Source organism: Paraburkholderia sp. FW306-02-B, from assembly GCF_058782725.1.
In genome coordinates, this window is the sequence record NZ_JBYSXZ010000002.1 from 2,367,275 (window position 1) to 2,382,824 (window position 15,550).

Annotated in this window: 14 protein-coding genes; 6 read left to right on the forward strand and 8 right to left on the reverse strand. The window is 59.0% G+C overall.

Annotated elements, in window-relative coordinates:
* Nucleotides 1-4 precede the first annotated feature (4 nt).
* From AC3WOG_RS31945 to AC3WOG_RS31960, 4 genes are read left to right on the forward strand one after another with little or no spacing between them, the layout of a single operon-like run.
* Complete coding sequence (locus AC3WOG_RS31945) at nt 5-1,183, forward strand: CaiB/BaiF CoA transferase family protein (protein ID WP_492581762.1); 1,179 nt, start codon at nt 5-7, stop codon at nt 1,181-1,183.
* Nucleotides 1,184-1,208: 25 nt separating this feature from the next.
* On the forward strand, nt 1,209-2,585 hold the full coding sequence (locus tag AC3WOG_RS31950) for an MmgE/PrpD family protein (protein ID WP_492581763.1): 1,377 nt from the start codon (nt 1,209-1,211) through the stop codon (nt 2,583-2,585).
* The gene (locus AC3WOG_RS31955; protein WP_492581764.1) at nt 2,578-3,405 is read left to right on the forward strand and encodes an HpcH/HpaI aldolase/citrate lyase family protein; all 828 of its coding nucleotides are present in this window, start codon (nt 2,578-2,580) and stop codon (nt 3,403-3,405) included. Before AC3WOG_RS31950 ends, AC3WOG_RS31955 begins: the two co-directional genes overlap by 8 nt.
* Before the next feature lie 26 nt (nt 3,406-3,431).
* A complete protein-coding gene (locus tag AC3WOG_RS31960) occupies nt 3,432-4,910 on the forward strand; it encodes an aldehyde dehydrogenase (RefSeq protein WP_492582520.1) in 1,479 nt (492 codons plus the stop codon).
* A gap of 266 nt (nt 4,911-5,176) precedes the next feature.
* Here AC3WOG_RS31960 and AC3WOG_RS31965 read toward each other — a convergent pair whose 3' ends face one another.
* The 7 genes from AC3WOG_RS31965 to AC3WOG_RS31995 form a co-directional block, all read right to left on the reverse strand.
* Complete coding sequence (locus AC3WOG_RS31965) at nt 5,177-5,653, reverse strand: VOC family protein (RefSeq protein ID WP_233465178.1); 477 nt, start codon at nt 5,651-5,653, stop codon at nt 5,177-5,179.
* Nucleotides 5,654-5,730: 77 nt separating this feature from the next.
* On the reverse strand, nt 5,731-6,540 hold the full coding sequence (locus tag AC3WOG_RS31970; RefSeq protein WP_492581765.1) for an NAD(P)H-dependent oxidoreductase: 810 nt from the start codon (nt 6,538-6,540) through the stop codon (nt 5,731-5,733).
* Nucleotides 6,541-6,936: 396 nt separating this feature from the next.
* On the reverse strand, nt 6,937-7,662 hold the full coding sequence (locus AC3WOG_RS31975) for an ABC transporter ATP-binding protein (protein ID WP_492581766.1): 726 nt from the start codon (nt 7,660-7,662) through the stop codon (nt 6,937-6,939).
* Nucleotides 7,655-8,506 carry an ABC transporter ATP-binding protein gene (locus tag AC3WOG_RS31980; RefSeq protein WP_492581767.1) on the reverse strand — a complete coding sequence of 284 codons (852 nt, stop codon included), beginning with the start codon at nt 8,504-8,506 and terminating at the stop codon, nt 7,655-7,657. Before AC3WOG_RS31980 ends, AC3WOG_RS31975 begins: the two co-directional genes overlap by 8 nt.
* Nucleotides 8,503-9,789, reverse strand: coding sequence for a high-affinity branched-chain amino acid ABC transporter permease LivM (gene livM, locus AC3WOG_RS31985; protein ID WP_492581768.1), 1,287 nt, complete (start codon nt 9,787-9,789; stop codon nt 8,503-8,505). The genes AC3WOG_RS31980 and livM overlap by 4 nt, the downstream gene beginning before the upstream one ends.
* On the reverse strand, nt 9,789-10,706 hold the full coding sequence (locus AC3WOG_RS31990; protein WP_492581769.1) for a branched-chain amino acid ABC transporter permease: 918 nt from the start codon (nt 10,704-10,706) through the stop codon (nt 9,789-9,791). Before AC3WOG_RS31990 ends, livM begins: the two co-directional genes overlap by 1 nt.
* Nucleotides 10,707-10,792: 86 nt before the next feature.
* Entirely contained in the window at nt 10,793-11,863 is a 1,071-nt protein-coding gene (locus AC3WOG_RS31995) for a branched-chain amino acid ABC transporter substrate-binding protein (protein WP_492581770.1), read from the reverse strand.
* A gap of 518 nt (nt 11,864-12,381) precedes the next feature.
* Here AC3WOG_RS31995 and AC3WOG_RS32000 point away from each other — a divergent pair.
* Nucleotides 12,382-12,603, forward strand: a complete 222-nt coding sequence (locus AC3WOG_RS32000) for a hypothetical protein (RefSeq protein ID WP_492581771.1) — start codon at nt 12,382-12,384, stop codon at nt 12,601-12,603.
* A gap of 138 nt (nt 12,604-12,741) precedes the next feature.
* Here AC3WOG_RS32000 and AC3WOG_RS32005 read toward each other — a convergent pair whose 3' ends face one another.
* Complete coding sequence (locus AC3WOG_RS32005) at nt 12,742-14,043, reverse strand: MFS transporter (RefSeq protein ID WP_492581772.1); 1,302 nt, start codon at nt 14,041-14,043, stop codon at nt 12,742-12,744.
* A gap of 196 nt (nt 14,044-14,239) precedes the next feature.
* Here AC3WOG_RS32005 and AC3WOG_RS32010 point away from each other — a divergent pair, with 196 nt between their 5' ends.
* The gene (locus AC3WOG_RS32010) at nt 14,240-15,172 is read left to right on the forward strand and encodes a LysR family transcriptional regulator (RefSeq protein WP_492581773.1); all 933 of its coding nucleotides are present in this window, start codon (nt 14,240-14,242) and stop codon (nt 15,170-15,172) included.
* The last annotated feature ends 378 nt before the right edge of the window (nt 15,173-15,550 follow it).

The window sequence follows — 15,550 nt, forward strand, 5'->3', positions numbered from 1 at the left end:
GGACATGAAACCGCTGGACGGCGTGAAGGTCATCACCCTCGAACACGCGATTGCAGCACCATTTTGCACCCGTCAACTTGCAGATCTTGGCGCACGCGTGATCAAGATCGAACGCCCTGGTGTCGGCGACTTCGCGCGCGCTTACGACGAGCGCGTGCATGGGATGGCCTCGCACTTCGTATGGTGCAACCGCTCGAAGGAGAGCCTCACGCTGGACGTCAAGGCCCCGCAAGCGCAGGATATTTTCGAGCGCCTGCTTGAGGACACCGACGTGCTGGTGCAGAACCTGGCACCCGGCGCCGCGGCGCGACTGGGGCTGTCGTATGAGGCGTTGCGTGACAGGTATCCCCGCCTGATTGTCTGCAACATCTCCGGTTACGGATCCGATGGTCCCTATCGGGACAAGAAGGCATACGACCTGCTGATCCAGAGTGAGTCCGGGTTCCTGTCGATTACCGGTGGCCCGGACTCACCGGCAAAAGCCGGCTGCTCCATTGCTGACATCGCTGCAGGGATGTACGCCTACACGAACATCCTCGCCGCGCTTCTGCAACGATCGAAGACCGGCGTGGGACGGGAAATCGATGTCTCGATGCTCGAGAGCATGGTGGAGTGGATGACGTACCCCCTCTACTACGCGTTCGATGGCGCATCCCCGCCACCTCGTGCCGGCGCCGCTCACGCGACCATCTACCCCTATGGCCCCTTCCCCGCCGGCGATGCAAAGACAGTCATGCTGGGATTGCAGAACGAACGTGAATGGGGTGTCTTCTGCTCACAGGTTCTGCTGGAACCCGAGCTCGCCATCGATCCTCGTTTCAGTTCCAACTCGAAGCGTGTAGCAGCGCGCGAGGAACTGCGCGAAATCATTGTCGCCGCATTCAGCAAACTGACTTCGGAAGAAGTCATCAGTCGGCTGGATAGCGCGCAGATCGCCAATGCGCGAATGAATGATATGCCTGACGTGTGGTCGCATCCACAGCTTAAGGAACGCAATCGCTGGGTGAACATCGACTCACCTGCCGGTTCCATTCCCGCCCTGCTGCCGCCAGGCATGAGTACAGCATCCGATGTTCGACTGGACGCCGTGCCCGCGTTAGGCCAGCACACCGAAGCCCTTTTGAGTGAACTGGGCTTTTCGACCCATGCCATCCGCGAGCTTCGTGAAGCGGCCGTGATCTAACTCCCCCAGTTAAGGTAAGCCTGTTATGAGCAACACCCAGATTCTTGCTTCGTTTGCGGCCAATCTCAAGTTTGAACAGATCCCCAAGGACGTGGTGGCACGCACGGAAGACCTCTTCCTTGACTGGTTCGGATCAGCACTGGCTGGCCGCGAAGCGCGACCCGTCGAGTCGATCCAGAAGCACGCATTCGATTTCGGGCCGCAGTCCGGTCCCTGCGAAGTACTGATCTCCCGCCGAACGACCAGCCCGCTCTTCGCGGCGATGATCAACGCCGCAGCATCGCACTTCGCTGAACAGGACGACCTTCACAACAGTTCGGTCCTGCATCCGGCAACCGTCGTCTTCCCCGCAGCGTGGGCCGCCGCACAAGCGCTTGGCAGAAGTGGCAAAGAGTTCATCGCAGCGTCTGTCGCAGGCTATGAAGTGGGCATCCGTGTTGGTGAATTCGTCGGCCGGTCGCACTACAAGATTTTTCATACCACCGGTACGGTCGGGACGATCGCGGCTGCAGCATCAGTCGGTAATCTTTTGCGATTGAGCGACGAGCAGATGGTGAATGCGTTTGGCTCCGCCGGCACCCAGGCAGCCGGACTCTGGGAATTTTTGAAAGACGCCGCAGACTCCAAGCAACTCCACACGGCCAAGGCCGCAGCGAACGGTCTTCTCGCTGCCTACCTGGCGGCCGACGGCTTCACCGGTGCGAAGGACATCTTCGAGGGCGCGAAAGGTATGGGAGCCGGCATGTCCACGCAAACGCATCCGGACAAACTCGCCGAAGCCCTCGGCAAGCGATGGGCGCTGATCGAAACGTCTTTCAAGTATCACGCTTCCTGCCGGCACACTCATCCGGCGGCCGATGCTCTGCTGCAGGTTATTCAGCGCGAGAAGCTCGTGCCGGATGACATCGAGACGGTGGTGACCCATGTTCACCAGGCTGCGATTGATGTCCTTGGACCGGTAACCGATCCTCAGACGGTCCATCAGGCAAAGTTCTCCATGGGCACCGTGCTCGCTCTGGTAGCGGAATTCGGCCACGCGGGTGTGCGTGAGTTCGACGGCCATTACAAGGAAAGCAGGATCGCGCACTTCTGCAAGAAAGTCTCGATGGTGCTCGACCCTGAAGTCGATACGGCCTATCCGTCACGTTGGATTGGGAAGGTCATCGTTCAGACGAAGGATGGCCGCACCTTCGAGGGCCGCGTGGATGATCCCAAGGGCGATCCGGGCAATACGCTCACGCGCGCTGAACTCGAGCACAAAACGATGACGCTGGGTTTGTATGGCAATGCGGCCACCGAAGACGAACTCAAGCGCTCAATCACATCGGTATGGACGATTACCGATGCAACCGTCGTACCCAAACTGCTCCCCGAATCGAAACTGGAGGCCCAACATGGCTGACCTTGCACCCCGCTCCTATCTCTTCGTTCCCGGCAACCGACCGGACAGGTTCGCCAAGGCGGCTGCGTCGGGTGTCGATGTGGTCGTTATCGATCTGGAAGATGCAGTGCCTCCTACTGAGAAGAAGATCGCGCGGGCGGCCCTCGCCGAGTGGCTTTCGACAAACAGTACGCCGGTGGCAGTGCGGGTAAATGATGTGAACAGCGAGTGGTTTCGCGACGACATCGCCGTATGTCGTGCACCATCCGTCGCCGCCGTCATGCTGCCCAAGACGGAACGCATCGACGATATCTTCCTGTGCGAGTTCGCGGGCAAGCCGACCGACATCCTGCCGATGATCGAGACCGCTCAGGGTTTTCGGAATGTGGTCGCTATCGCCCAACACCGGCTGACCACCCGACTCGTATTCGGCAATGTGGATTTCCAGCTCGACCTCGGAATTGACGGCGACGATGAGCAGCTTCTGTACTTCCGCTCACAGATCGTCTTCGCCTCTCGCATCGGCAACCTGCTGCCGCCGGTAGACGGGGTCAGCACCACACTCGACGATCCCGAACAGATCACCCGCGACACGATCCGTGCAAGGCGGCTCGGCTTCGGCGCCAAGCTTTGTATTCATCCCAGGCAGGTGACCGCAGTCAATGCCGCGTTCATCCCCAGCGAGAAAGATGTCGAATGGGCGCACCGGGTTGTCGAAGGCGCAGCAGCATCCCACGGCGCGGCCGTTGCTGTGGACGGTCGCATGGTAGACAGGCCGGTCATTTTGAAGGCGCAGGAAATCCTGGCTGAGTCCCAGCGACGTCTGCCCGTTGGCGCCTGATTGAAGATCAATTGGAGACGAGAGTCATGCAACGATTTCAGATGTATATCAACGGCGAATCATGCCAACCAGCTTCGGGCGAATGGTTCGATACGGAAAATCCGTTCACGGGAGAAACCTGGGCGCAGATTGCAAAAGGCAACGGGACCGACGTCGATCGGGCGGTGCAAGCGGCGCATACCGCATTCAGCACAGGACCATGGTCACAGATGTCACCGAGCCAGCGAGGCCTGCTGCTTCATCGGGTCGGCGACCTGATCGCGCGGGACGCCAGGCGGCTTGCCGAGCTCGAAGTTCGGGACAACGGCAAGCTCATGGCGGAGATGCTCGGGCAGTGCCAGTATTTGCCCCAGTGGTATTACTATTTTGGCGGTCTGGCGGACAAGATTCAGGGCGCCGTCATTCCGCTCGACAAGAAGGGATACTTCAACTTCACGCGCAATGAACCGATGGGTGTCGTAGCCGCCATCACGCCGTGGAATTCTCCGCTTTTGCTAGCCACATGGAAGATTGCGCCCGCGTTGGCCGCAGGTTGCACGGTTGTGATCAAACCGTCCGAGTTCACTTCGGCGTCCACGATTGAGTTTGCGAAGCTCTTCACCGAGGCCGGCTTTCCGCCGGGAGTCGTGAACGTCGTGACCGGGTTCGGTGCGGACGTCGGCTCGCCTCTGGTGGAACACCCACTAGTCAAGAAGATCACGTTCACCGGCGCAGACTCCACAGGGCGCGCGATCAACGAGGCAGCAGCGCGTCAGTTCAAACACGTTAGTCTCGAACTCGGTGGAAAGTCACCCAACATCGTGTTTGAGGATGCCGATCTGGAAGACGCAGTGAATGGCGCGGTTTCAGGCATCTTCGCCGCGACCGGCCAGACTTGTATTGCCGGTTCCCGGCTGTTGTTGCAAGAAAGCATCTACGACACGTTCGTCGACAAACTCCTGACGCTGGCACGGACCGCAAAAATGGGCGACCCGTCAAGTATGGATACACAGGTCGGGCCGGTAACGACGCGTCCTCAATACCAGAAAGTCCTGTCTTACATTGAAACCGCGAAGCAGGAAGGCGCAACGTTGCTGCTCGGTGGGCAGCCTGGCAGTGCACCGGAATGCGATAATGGGTGGTTCGTCGAGCCAACCATTTTCGGTGACGTCAACAATAGGATGCGGATCGCCCAGGAAGAAGTCTTTGGTCCCATCCTGTCGATCATCAAGTTTAAAGACGAAGACGAGGCGGTTGCACTGGCCAATGACGTGCGCTTCGGTCTGGGCTCAGGTGTCTGGACGAAGGATATCGGGCGGTCCATTCGTGTCGCCGAAAAGCTGCAGGCCGGCATGGTCTGGGTGAATAGCTATCGCGCGGTCAGCTACATGTCGCCGTTCGGCGGCTACAAGGATTCGGGACTTGGCCGCGAGAACGGTATCGACGCGATCCGCGAGTATCTGCAAACGAAGAGCGTCTGGATCAATACGGGGGTCAAGACTGCAAACCCGTTCGTCATGAGATAAAAATGACGATGCCCCGCGGTATGCCGCGGGGCAGTTCTGAGTTCGGTCAGGGTTAGGGCGACTGGGATAACGAAAGGATCACGCGTTGCCTTGCACAACGCTTCGCGTTCACGGCCGCGGCATTGCCCCCGACCGCCGAGTGGCTTCCGGGGGATCACCTCGATGGTGAATCACAGGAACTGCTCGCCGGGCAATGATTGCCCGGCGCTGTTAGAACTGTCTTGTCGGGTGCGAAGAAGAATTCTGGGAAGCGCTTTGCAAGCGTATCAGGACTTGATGCCTTGAGTTGCCTTGGTACTCGGCGCCCGGACCTCCAACGTGACCCCAGCGCCTTCGTTGACCGTCTTGAAGTACGTGAAGCCGCTTCGATCATCGAGACGCCCGCGTGCCAGGACATCCAGTCCGGCGCTCGCTGCCTGTTCCTCCGCCTTGTCACAGCTCTCGACAGAGAAGCCGAGATGAAAAACACCCTCGCCGCGCGACTCCAGGAAACGTCGTTGCGGTGTATCTCCGTCTCCCGGCTGGCAGAGCTGCAACTGGGCGTTGTCGATGTTCGCGAACTTATAACGCATCTTCAGAAAGGCTGGACGATCGTAGCCGTCCAGTTCGTACGCATCCATCGGCGGGAAATCTGTCCACGGACCGACTCCCATCGACTCGTAATACTTCACGGCCTTCTCAATGTCACGAACCACGATGCAGACGTGGTGCAGCTTCTGAAACATGGGCAGCTTTTCCATCATGCGTTTCACTCCTGGTCAGTTTCGATGCTGGGCCACAGAAGCTTTCGACAGCGGCTGCGGCCCGACGTCACACCGGATCATCCCGCCTTCGCAATCTTCTTCGGCGTGTACATTTCTGCCGCATCGTCATGCGACTGGCCGAGGGCCGGGTTCCATTGGAAGCCGGAACGGGCCACGACACCTGGCTTCAGACGTTGGTCAGGACCGAAGTCCGCAAAGGGATGGAAGAACAAGGGCTCCGTGCTCTCGAGCGCACGCAACCGCTCTGCGTAGGAGTCGAGGTACGCTTGCCGCTCCTCGGCGCTCACACGGCCAGGCATCCACGACACATGCGACGGCAGCACATCGAAGCCAAGGTAATTGAAGATCCCGTTGTGGATCGGCCAGAGAATGTGATTGATATCACCGTCGACACCGTCCGGCTCGTAAAGGCTCGCGGCCGTTCCCGTCGTGGTCGAGACCATCGCCTTGCGGCCCTTGAACATACCGGTCTCGTATTTTCGCCCGGTCGCGTAGGCGAATCCGCGGGTCATCACGCGATCCACCCAGCCCTTCAGAATCGCCGGCATCCCAAACCACCACATCGGATACTGGAAGATGATCAGATCGGACCAGAGCACCTTCTGCTGCTCGGCGTAGACGTCAGGCGTCGGTTTCGTGGACATCCCGAACATATGTTCCTGTTCCGCCGAGAGATCGAGGAAGTCAGGATTGAGACGCTCACCCACGAAGTCTTCGACGCCGAGTTCGGGCCGCCACTTCAGTTGATACAGGTCGGTTACCTGAACCTCGTGCCCCTGCGCTTTCAGGGTCGAGACAGCCGTGTCTTTCAGCGCACCGTTGAACGACTTGGGTTCGGGGTGAGCGAAAACGATGAGCACTTTCATGCGAAAACTCCATAAAAACCAGTTTATTGAGCGTGCCGCGCTGGTGGCCTACGCTTGAATTCGTTCCGTATATGCCGCCATCATCCCGTGGAATCCCAGCAGGCAGGCTCAGGGATCGCATCCCATTCTGGAACGCAATCCCCGTGGCAGCGATCGGTTCGGTTTACAGCATTCTGGATCTTTGCGGAATTCCGGTCTTGAGAGGGCTCGGCTAGTTTTCGCGGAATTCTGCACATTTCTTGAGGGCAGGCGCCCCTACGCAGGCCGGACAACCCTTTTCCGCAATGGTGCTCAACTCACCTATAGAGCACCATCCTCTGCGGAGAATTGCCGCAATTCTCCTGCCTCTAACCTCGAAAAGCGGGGGCGAGCACCCCGCGCCCTCCAGATCACCGTTCAGGCCGCATCCAATTGAGCGGAGTCGCCCTCCAGATACGCCGCCCGCACAGCAGGGTTCGCCAGCAACTCAGCACCGCTCCCCTCGAGGGCAATCTGCCCGTGCTGGAGAACATACCCTCGATGCGCCACACGCAGCGCGTGATGAGCGTTCTGTTCGACAAGCAGAATCGTCATCCCGATCTGCTCGTTCAACTCTTTGATAACCGAAAAAATCTTCTTGATGAAGATCGGCGCGAGACCGAGCGACGGCTCATCGAGCAGGAGCAATCTCGGCTGTGACATCAATGCGCGTCCTATCGCGAGCATCTGCTGCTCCCCTCCCGACAGCGTGCCGGCACGCTGCGAGGCTCTGCTTCTCAGGATCGGGAACATCTCGTACATGCGCTCGAGATCATCCGCGGTCCTGCGGTTGCCCGACGTATCGCCCATCAGGAGATTCTCGAGCACGGTCATCCGCTGAAAGATACGGCGCCCTTCGGGCACAACCGCAATATCGAGTTTGCCGATCGCATGCGAAGGCAGTTTCGAAATATTCTGTCCGTCGAATTCGACCGTGCCGCCACTGGCCCGTGGATAGCCGAAAATGGTATTCATCAGCGTCGACTTGCCTGCGCCGTTCGCACCGATCAACGTGACGATCTCGCCAGTCTTCACGCCAAGGCTCACCCCGCGCAGCGCCTGGACGCTGCCATAGTGGGCACTGAGTTCGGTAATCTTAAGCATGAGCTGACTTCTCCTGCGTTGCTTCACCGAGTGACGACGTCTCGTCGTCCTCGCCGAGGTATGCGCTGATCACCTCAGGATTCACCTTGATGTCAGCAGGCAAGCCTTCTGCAATTTTCTTCCCGTGATTGAGCACGACAATATGGTCTGAAACCTTCATGACGACGCTCATATCGTGTTCGATCAACAATATGCCGATGCCCTGCTCCCTGGCGAGCGAGGTCAACAACGCGGTGAGTTCTGCCGACTCGCGCGGATTGAGGCCGGCAGCCGGCTCATCCAGACACAGCAGAATGGGATCTGCGCACATCGCGCGCGCGATCTCGACGCGACGCTGCACCCCATAAGGCATGTCGCCGGCAGGTTTGTTGGCGATATCTCGAACGCTTAATCGCTCGAGCCACATCAAAGCGTTTTCTATCGCCTTGTCGTTCGCGCGTCGAAACGACCGCGCATTGAGTGCGCCAGCAATCGAGAACCTGGACGCGTCCTGCAACACATTGTGCTGGGCGATCATCAGGTTTTCGAGCACGGTCATGCGCGGGAACAGCCGTATGTTCTGGAACGTCCGGACGACCTGGCCAATCCGCGCCACGTCGACATTCTTCATCGCATCCAGCCGAAGCGTCCCATGACGGGGATGCCCCAACGTGATGGCGCCTTTGGTCGGCTTGTAGAAGCCCGTCAGGCAGTTAAAAAACGTCGTCTTTCCGGCTCCGTTCGGCCCGATCACCGACGTCACCTCTCCTGCGCGCGCCGTCATGGACAGGTCTTCGATCGCACGAAGTCCGCCAAACTGCATCGTCAGATTCTCAACGCTGAGCAGCGAAGTGGAGGCGTTCATCGTTTTGCCTCCACGCCAGGCGCGCTGACAGTCGCACGGCGATGGCTGATCAGACCGCCTGGCCGCACGACCATGATAAAGACCATTGCAACACCGAAAAGCAGCATTCTGTACTCGGAGAAATCACGCCCTAACTCGGGCAAAATCACCAGCAAGGCTGCCGCAAGGACGACGCCGAGCTGGCTCCCCATACCGCCGAGCACCACGATCGCGAGAATCGTGGCGGACTCCGAAAAGGTGAAGCTCTCTGGCGAAATGAAACCCTGCCGTGCGGCGAAGAACACGCCGGCGAATCCGGCCAGCATTGCGCCAGTCGCAAAGGCTGACAGTTTCACATTCGTCACATTGATCCCCATTGCTTTGCAGGCGATCTCGTCTTCGCGCACCGCTTCCCACGCACGTCCAACGGGCAGCCTTCTGAGTCGCGAGACGAGAAGGTTCGTCAGGAGCGCGAGTGCGAGAATCAGGTAGTACAGAAAGACGACTCGCTGGCCGGGCGAGTAATCAAGGCCGAACACGGTCGCGAAGGTCGGACCGTCGCCAGATGCCTGCATGGGGAGCCCGAAGAAGGTCGGCTTCGGAATGGACGAGACGCCGTTGGGTCCGCCTGTCACGTCGCCCCAATTCACGAGTATCAACCGTATGATTTCCCCGAATCCGAGCGTGACGATGGCCAGATAATCACCTCTCAGCCGCAGGGTCGGGTAACCAAGCAACATGCCGAACGCCGCAGCGAGGCCGCCGGCGATCGGCAAACACTGCCAGAAACCAAAGCCGAAATGCGTCGACAACAGGCCGTATGTGTACGCGCCTACCGCATAGAACGCGACATAACCGAGGTCCAGCAGCCCCGCCAGACCGACAACGACATTCAGGCCCCAGCCAAGCATGACGTAGATCAGTACGGTCGTCGCTGTATCGACGACGTAGCGGTTTCCAGCGAACAACGCAGGCAACAGCACGGCGAACGCCACGCATCCGGCGCCGGCCCAGACAAGCGAGCCGTTACCCGCGACTTGAGGAGCGGGTCTGGCGCGCGACCGGCGCTTTGAAAAAAGACTAAAACGCTGCAGCAAAAGCTGCATGACGATGCGCCCGGCAAATGCGATCGCGATGAAAGCCGCCAGCAGCGCCCATCGCGTCTGAACCTCGAGACCATTGCTGCCATCTCGCGTCGTCAAACCCAGCATGGGCAAGCCGACGAGCCCCGCTACCAGCGCCGCGCCAAGTGCATCCCTGACGCGAAAATGTAGATTCGTTTCTTGCATGACTGTCGAACTCATCACACCTTCTCCACTTCGGGTCGGCCGAGAAGCCCGGATGGACGGAACATCAAGACCACAATCAGAATCACGAATGTGGCCACATCCTTGTATTCGGGCGAGAGGTAGGCAGCCCAGAGTGCTTCGATCAAACCGATGATCACACCGCCCAGCATTGCCCCGGGAATCGAGCCAATTCCGCCGAGCACGGCTGCGGTAAACGCCTTGATACCCGCCTCGAATCCGATCGAGAAATCGATCACACCGTAGTAGAGCGTCACCATGACGCCTGCGACGGCCGCCAGTGCGGCGCCAATCATGAACGTCAGGGCGATGATCCGATTGACGTTGTAGCCGAGGAACTGCATCATCCGCTGATCCTGTTCACAAGCTCGCTGCTGTCTGCCGAAAGGGGTTTTATTGATGAATAGCGTGAAGGCGCACATCAGCAGAATCGTCACCGAAACAATGAGGATTTGCACATACGAGACGTATGGCCCATGAAATTGTTGACCGGAGAAAAGGTTCACGCCTCCCGTCACGAGCGGCTGGATAGACTTGACTCGTGCGCCTTGAGTAAGCTGAACCATGTTCTGCAGGAAGATGGAAATCCCGATTGACGAGATCAGTGGCGCGAGACGATTGGACCCGCGGAGTGGCCGATAACCGACACGTTCGACGGTCCAGCCGAATACGGACGTCAGTGCGATCGATACGATCAGCGTAATTGCAATGCTCGCCACGACAGACGAGATCCCGCTGCCTGCAAGCAGCGTGAAGCAGGTCACGGCGATGAACGCGCTCACCATGTAAATATCGCCGTGAGCGAAATTGATCATGCCGATAATGCCGTAGACCATCGTGTAGCCGATCGCGATCAGGCCATAGACAGCGCCCAAGGTCAGCCCATTAATCAGTTGTTGCAGTGCCTGGCTCATGTCCTCTCCGGTGAATCTGCTGCAGAGGCGGCGCAGTAGAACGACGTGCCGCCTCTTTCCTCACTACATAGACTGGACAGGACGTATCACTTTACATAGTCGTAGTTGTTGCCTTTCCAGCGGTAGACCACATAGCCGGGGCTCTTCAGATCGCCTTTCGCGTCGAAATCCACCTGGCCGACTACCGTGCTGAACGATGCGTTGTGAAGCTGCTTCACGATCGCCGCATAGTCCGTGGAGTTGGCTTTCTTCGCAGCCTCTGCAAAAACCTGCATGGCGGCGTACGAGTACAGCATGTAGCCTTCCGGCTCGATCTTCTGCGCGCGAAAGGCCGCCACCACCTTTGCGGCTGCGGCACTCTTACGCGGGTCGGGCGGGAAGGTGAACAGGACCTTATTGATTTCCGGCCCTGCGGCAGTCACCAGTTCATTGTTCGTCAGCGTGTCGCCGCCGAGGACCGTCACGTTGAGCCCTGCCTGCGCCGCCTGCCGCAGAATCAGTGCGACTTCCTGGTAGTAGCCGCCGTAAGCAAGAATCTGAATGCCGTTCGCCTTCAGTTTGCTGATCAAACCGGAGTAGTCCTTTTCACCGGCCGTGATCGACTGGCGCAGCGCCACGGGTGTCTGCTTCGCCGCCAGATCTTTTGCAATCTCGTCCGCCAGACCGCCGCCATACGCCGTCTTGTCATCAATGACGGCGATTTTCTTGCCCTTGAAGTTCGCGGCGATATAGTCCGCCGCGACCTGTCCCTGCTGGTCGTCCCTGCCCGTGATACGGAAAATTCCCTTAATGCCGCGCTCCGTAATTTTGGGGTTGGTCGACACAGTCACCTGCGGAATCTGCGCGTCGTTGTAGACATCTGACGCGGGCAACGTGGAACTGGAGCACCAGTGGCCATCGACGAACGCCACCTTCTTGTTGACGAAACTGTTGGCGACGGAAACCGCCTGCTTGGGATCACAAACGTCATCGCCGACGACCAGGTCGAGTTGCTGCCCGAGCAAACCACCTGCCGCATTGATGTCTTTCACCGCCTGTTCCGCACCTTTGCGAAACTGGTCGCCCCCCGACGCGTACTCCCCCGTCATCGGACCCGCCACTCCCACCACAACGCTTGCGTCCGCAGTGGCCGAGCAGGCCAGAGCGATTCCGCCCATGCTGAGTGCCGCACCTAATTTAACCAATCCTTTCCGGCCGTTCATAACCATCTCCAAGAGCAGGCTTCGATGCAGGAACGAACAGGTCTCGGCTATCGTTCCTGAGTGTCGCCTCGCGTTCGTTCACGAGGTAGGACGCAGGTTGCCGACACCAAAAACAGGTTGGAATTTGATTGTTCGAAAGCGGGGATTAGGTGCAGCCTAAAGATGCGGAATACCGCGTTGCATGCACGGCAAAACGCACAATTCAGCGGTGGACCGCTCGCCTACGCCGCGACGCTGGCGGCAGTAACATGTTCGGAACAGGGAAGATCATAGGCCCAGCGCTCGAGCGAGGTCATCGGGAAACGGATGGACTTCTGTTCTCAACGCTCTGGAGGGCGAGAAGGATGGCCTACAGCAGTTCAGGAGCCGGGTCAACGAATTGCCACGCAGGAAATTCGCGGCTGCTGCTCGGACCTAGCGGCACAACGCACTAAAACTTGTACGCTACGGATCGATACAGGCTCGCAAGCGATATGCGTACTTTCCCCTTCGCTATCGTCTCGGAAGGCTTCACGTATGTCGCCGGCAACGACGCGGAGATCGGCTCCGACGGCGAATATTCAGGCGCAAACATCGAGAAAAGCGGCTTTCAAGCTGGCCCCAAACAGAAGAACGAATCTCGCGTGTCGCAAGCCCGGGGCGCTTGTCCGCGCAACATCCAACGTGGTTCCGGTGAACCAGCGCCACGTGCTTGAGCAGCGCCTCGTCGGTGTGACGACCCCGTGCGCGCAGCGTGTTGACCGAGCACACCAGATAAACGATGTTCCACATCGGTCAGCACGACACCCCAACTCATTCGTTGGTCGCTATTTGCACCACAGCCAACCCGAGATTCATGCTGCAGCAACGGGCTTTTCCACAACGTCATATTCGCCAAATTCGCCACGCACGAACACCAGATAGATCAGCGCTGAGCCGAGCGCGAGGAACGCACTGACCAGAAACGCATTGACGAACGAACCCGTGTGGTCGACGATCAACCCTGTAATCACGGGTGCGAACGAGCCGCCGATATAGCCACCGAAGTTCTGAATACTTCCCATCGAGGCGACAAGCCTGCGCGGCACAATTACGCTGACGAGCGACCACGCGGCGCCCGACGCGAGATTCAGGCACACCATGGCCGACGAAATGAATGCGATTGCGAGGGGCAAATTCGGTGTGTAAGCCGCCGGCACGGTGAAGAGTGCGGCACCGACCATGCCGACGCAGATTGGCCACTTGCGGCTGGTGATCGCGGAGGCGCCGCGCCGGAGCAGGCCATCGCACACGAAGCCACTGCCCACCATGCCAATGGTGCCAAACAGATAAGGAATCGCCACGACCCACCCCGTGTTCGCGATGCTCAGGTGCCGCTCATGTTCGAGATACGCGGGCAGCCACGTCAGGAAAAGCCAGATCATATAAATGACCCCACTATAGCCGAAGATCATGCCCCACGTGATCGGATAGGCGAAAACACGGCGCCATTCAGCGAACGTCAGCTTGCTCTCCTGCTCCGCCGTCACATCGCCCTCTTCCAGATGCGCCACCTCATCGCGCGTGAGCGAGATTTCGGCGCGATTGCGATAGATACCATACCACGCGAGCGCAACTGCGACGCCGAGCCCGCCCATGATGGCGAACATGCTGCGCCATCCGAATGCCAGCATCAGCATAGTCAGAATCGGCGGCGCGAGACCGGGGCCGATCGTCGAAGACGCGATGAAGATACCGGTTGGACGTCCGCGCTCGCGAAGCGCGAACCATTCGTTTACCACCTTTGCGCCAGCCGGAAATTGCGGTGCTTCGCCCACGCCAAGACAGACGCGCGCGACCAGGAACTGCTGCAAGGTATTAACGAAACCGCCGGCGAATTGCGCGAGCGACCAAAGGAACATCCCAAGCCCGAGCATGATCCGCGCGCCGAAACGGTCCAGCAACACACCCGTGGGTAACTGAACGAGTGCGTAGGCAAACGAAAACGCCGAGAGCAACATGCCCATTTGCGCGGCGTTCAATCCCAACTCATGAGAAACCGAATGATTGGCAATCGAGAGTGTGCTGCGATCGAGGTAATTGACGATTCCTGCCAACATCAGGAACGTGATGGCGATCCATTGGATGCGCCGCAGGCGGGCGGATTTCTGTTGCATCGTGTCTCCTTCATGTTTTAATCGTACTGGTATTCGCCCGTTGAAAGCAGCAACATCAGGCAGTGAAGTGCGTGCTGCGAACCGCGCTTGCGTTGATCTTAAAATAGATGGAAATTTATTGTCGAATGACTTAAACAGATCAAGGCATGTCGGTTTAGCATCTTCATTCACGAGCGCTGACACCAGTAGGAGAAGCATGGATTTCCGCCAGATTCGCACCTTTCTCGCCGTCGCCGACACGCGAAGCACAACCCGCGCAGCGGAGCTGCTGCATATTGTGCAATCGGCCGTGTCGCGGCAATTGAAGCTGCTAGAAGGAGAAATTGGGGTGCCGTTGTTCGACCGCGACCGCACTGGGATGCAATTAACTGACGCGGGGCGCATCTTTCTCGAACACGCGCGGCGCGCGCTGCAGGAAATCAATCAGGCGCAAAGCGAAATTCGCCCTGTCCCGGGCCAGGTGGCGGGCGCTATATGTATCGGGTTGCTGCCTAGTAGTTGCGAGATCATCGTGTCGGAATTCCTGCGGCTGTTGCACGCGCACTATCCTGCGGTCCGTGCGACGTTTTCGGTCGGCTACACGGACCATCTGACGCGTTGGCTAGAGACGGGCGAAATAGATGTCGCGCTGCTTTATCAGCCCGACCCGACACCCGGCATCGATATCAAGGATCTCGTCATCGAGCCATTGAGCCTCGTGGCGAGCGGCGCAGGCGACCTGCGCGAAGACGCGCCCGTGCCGCTTCGGGAACTCGGACGTACGCCCTTGATCTTGCCAGGATACCCGCATCGTCTGCGACTGCTGGTCGAGAGGCGTTGCAAGGCGGCGGGCGTGACGATCGCCACCGCAGACGAAGCCAACACCATGGCCGTGCAGAAGGTTCTAATCGCCGAGGGATATGGGCGGGGCATCATGCCGCGCGTTGCCGCGCGCCAGGAACTCACTACAGGCGCGTTCTGCGCGGCACCGATCGACGACCCGGCGTTCGCGCGCCGCATCGTGCTGGCGCGCCCCACGACACGCGGCGCGACGCCCGCCGCACGGAATGCCACGGACCTCCTCGTAGCAAGTGTGCGCGTATGTGCGGCGACCGACGACTGGCGCGAAGCGACGTGGATAGGCGACTAGGTTGCGGGCGCGGGGCCGAAGCGAACCAAGCGGTGTCCAGGCTCCGCCGATTCGTTTCCAGGTTGGATTTTATCGGGAAACCTGCGATCAAATCGGTAGCCGCCCACTCGATGTACCATTGCTGCTATCTTCGATTCCCGAACAAAGTCGGCTTCTGCCAACAACGGCAGTCCGTTCCGTTGGCTGAAGCCGGCGCCATAGGTTACCGAAGCCGATGGATTCTGACCTGTAGAGAGGTGAAAGGATCGAGCCGCAATCTAAGTGGTGGTTTCTGCCGAACCTTGACAACGTGCGTGTGCGAGCTGCTCCTGAAAGGTACGTTGCCTATTTTCAAGGCTGAAGACGATATCGCTGTGTTTAGCCTCCAAATCGACGACA

What these genes read in the sequence shown, in the direction of transcription:
- AC3WOG_RS31965 (WP_233465178.1), bottom strand. Translation starts at nt 5,653, where the DNA reads ATGATGGAAAAGCTGCCCATGTTTCAGAAGCTGCACCACGTCTGCATC.
- AC3WOG_RS31975 (WP_492581766.1), bottom strand. Translation starts at nt 7,662, where the DNA reads ATGCTTAAGATTACCGAACTCAGTGCCCACTATGGCAGCGTCCAGGCG.
- AC3WOG_RS32010 (WP_492581773.1), top strand. Translation starts at nt 14,240, where the DNA reads ATGGATTTCCGCCAGATTCGCACCTTTCTCGCCGTCGCCGACACGCGA.
- AC3WOG_RS32000 (WP_492581771.1), top strand. Translation starts at nt 12,382, where the DNA reads ATGCGTACTTTCCCCTTCGCTATCGTCTCGGAAGGCTTCACGTATGTC.
- AC3WOG_RS31955 (WP_492581764.1), top strand. Translation starts at nt 2,578, where the DNA reads ATGGCTGACCTTGCACCCCGCTCCTATCTCTTCGTTCCCGGCAACCGA.
- AC3WOG_RS31990 (WP_492581769.1), bottom strand. Translation starts at nt 10,706, where the DNA reads ATGAGCCAGGCACTGCAACAACTGATTAATGGGCTGACCTTGGGCGCT.
- AC3WOG_RS31980 (WP_492581767.1), bottom strand. Translation starts at nt 8,506, where the DNA reads ATGAACGCCTCCACTTCGCTGCTCAGCGTTGAGAATCTGACGATGCAG.
- AC3WOG_RS31995 (WP_492581770.1), bottom strand. Translation starts at nt 11,863, where the DNA reads ATGGGCGGAATCGCTCTGGCCTGCTCGGCCACTGCGGACGCAAGCGTT.
- AC3WOG_RS31970 (WP_492581765.1), bottom strand. Translation starts at nt 6,540, where the DNA reads ATGAAAGTGCTCATCGTTTTCGCTCACCCCGAACCCAAGTCGTTCAAC.
- AC3WOG_RS31945 (WP_492581762.1), top strand. Translation starts at nt 5, where the DNA reads ATGAAACCGCTGGACGGCGTGAAGGTCATCACCCTCGAACACGCGATT.
- livM (WP_492581768.1), bottom strand. Translation starts at nt 9,789, where the DNA reads ATGAGTTCGACAGTCATGCAAGAAACGAATCTACATTTTCGCGTCAGG.
- AC3WOG_RS32005 (WP_492581772.1), bottom strand. Translation starts at nt 14,043, where the DNA reads ATGCAACAGAAATCCGCCCGCCTGCGGCGCATCCAATGGATCGCCATC.
- AC3WOG_RS31960 (WP_492582520.1), top strand. Translation starts at nt 3,432, where the DNA reads ATGCAACGATTTCAGATGTATATCAACGGCGAATCATGCCAACCAGCT.
- AC3WOG_RS31950 (WP_492581763.1), top strand. Translation starts at nt 1,209, where the DNA reads ATGAGCAACACCCAGATTCTTGCTTCGTTTGCGGCCAATCTCAAGTTT.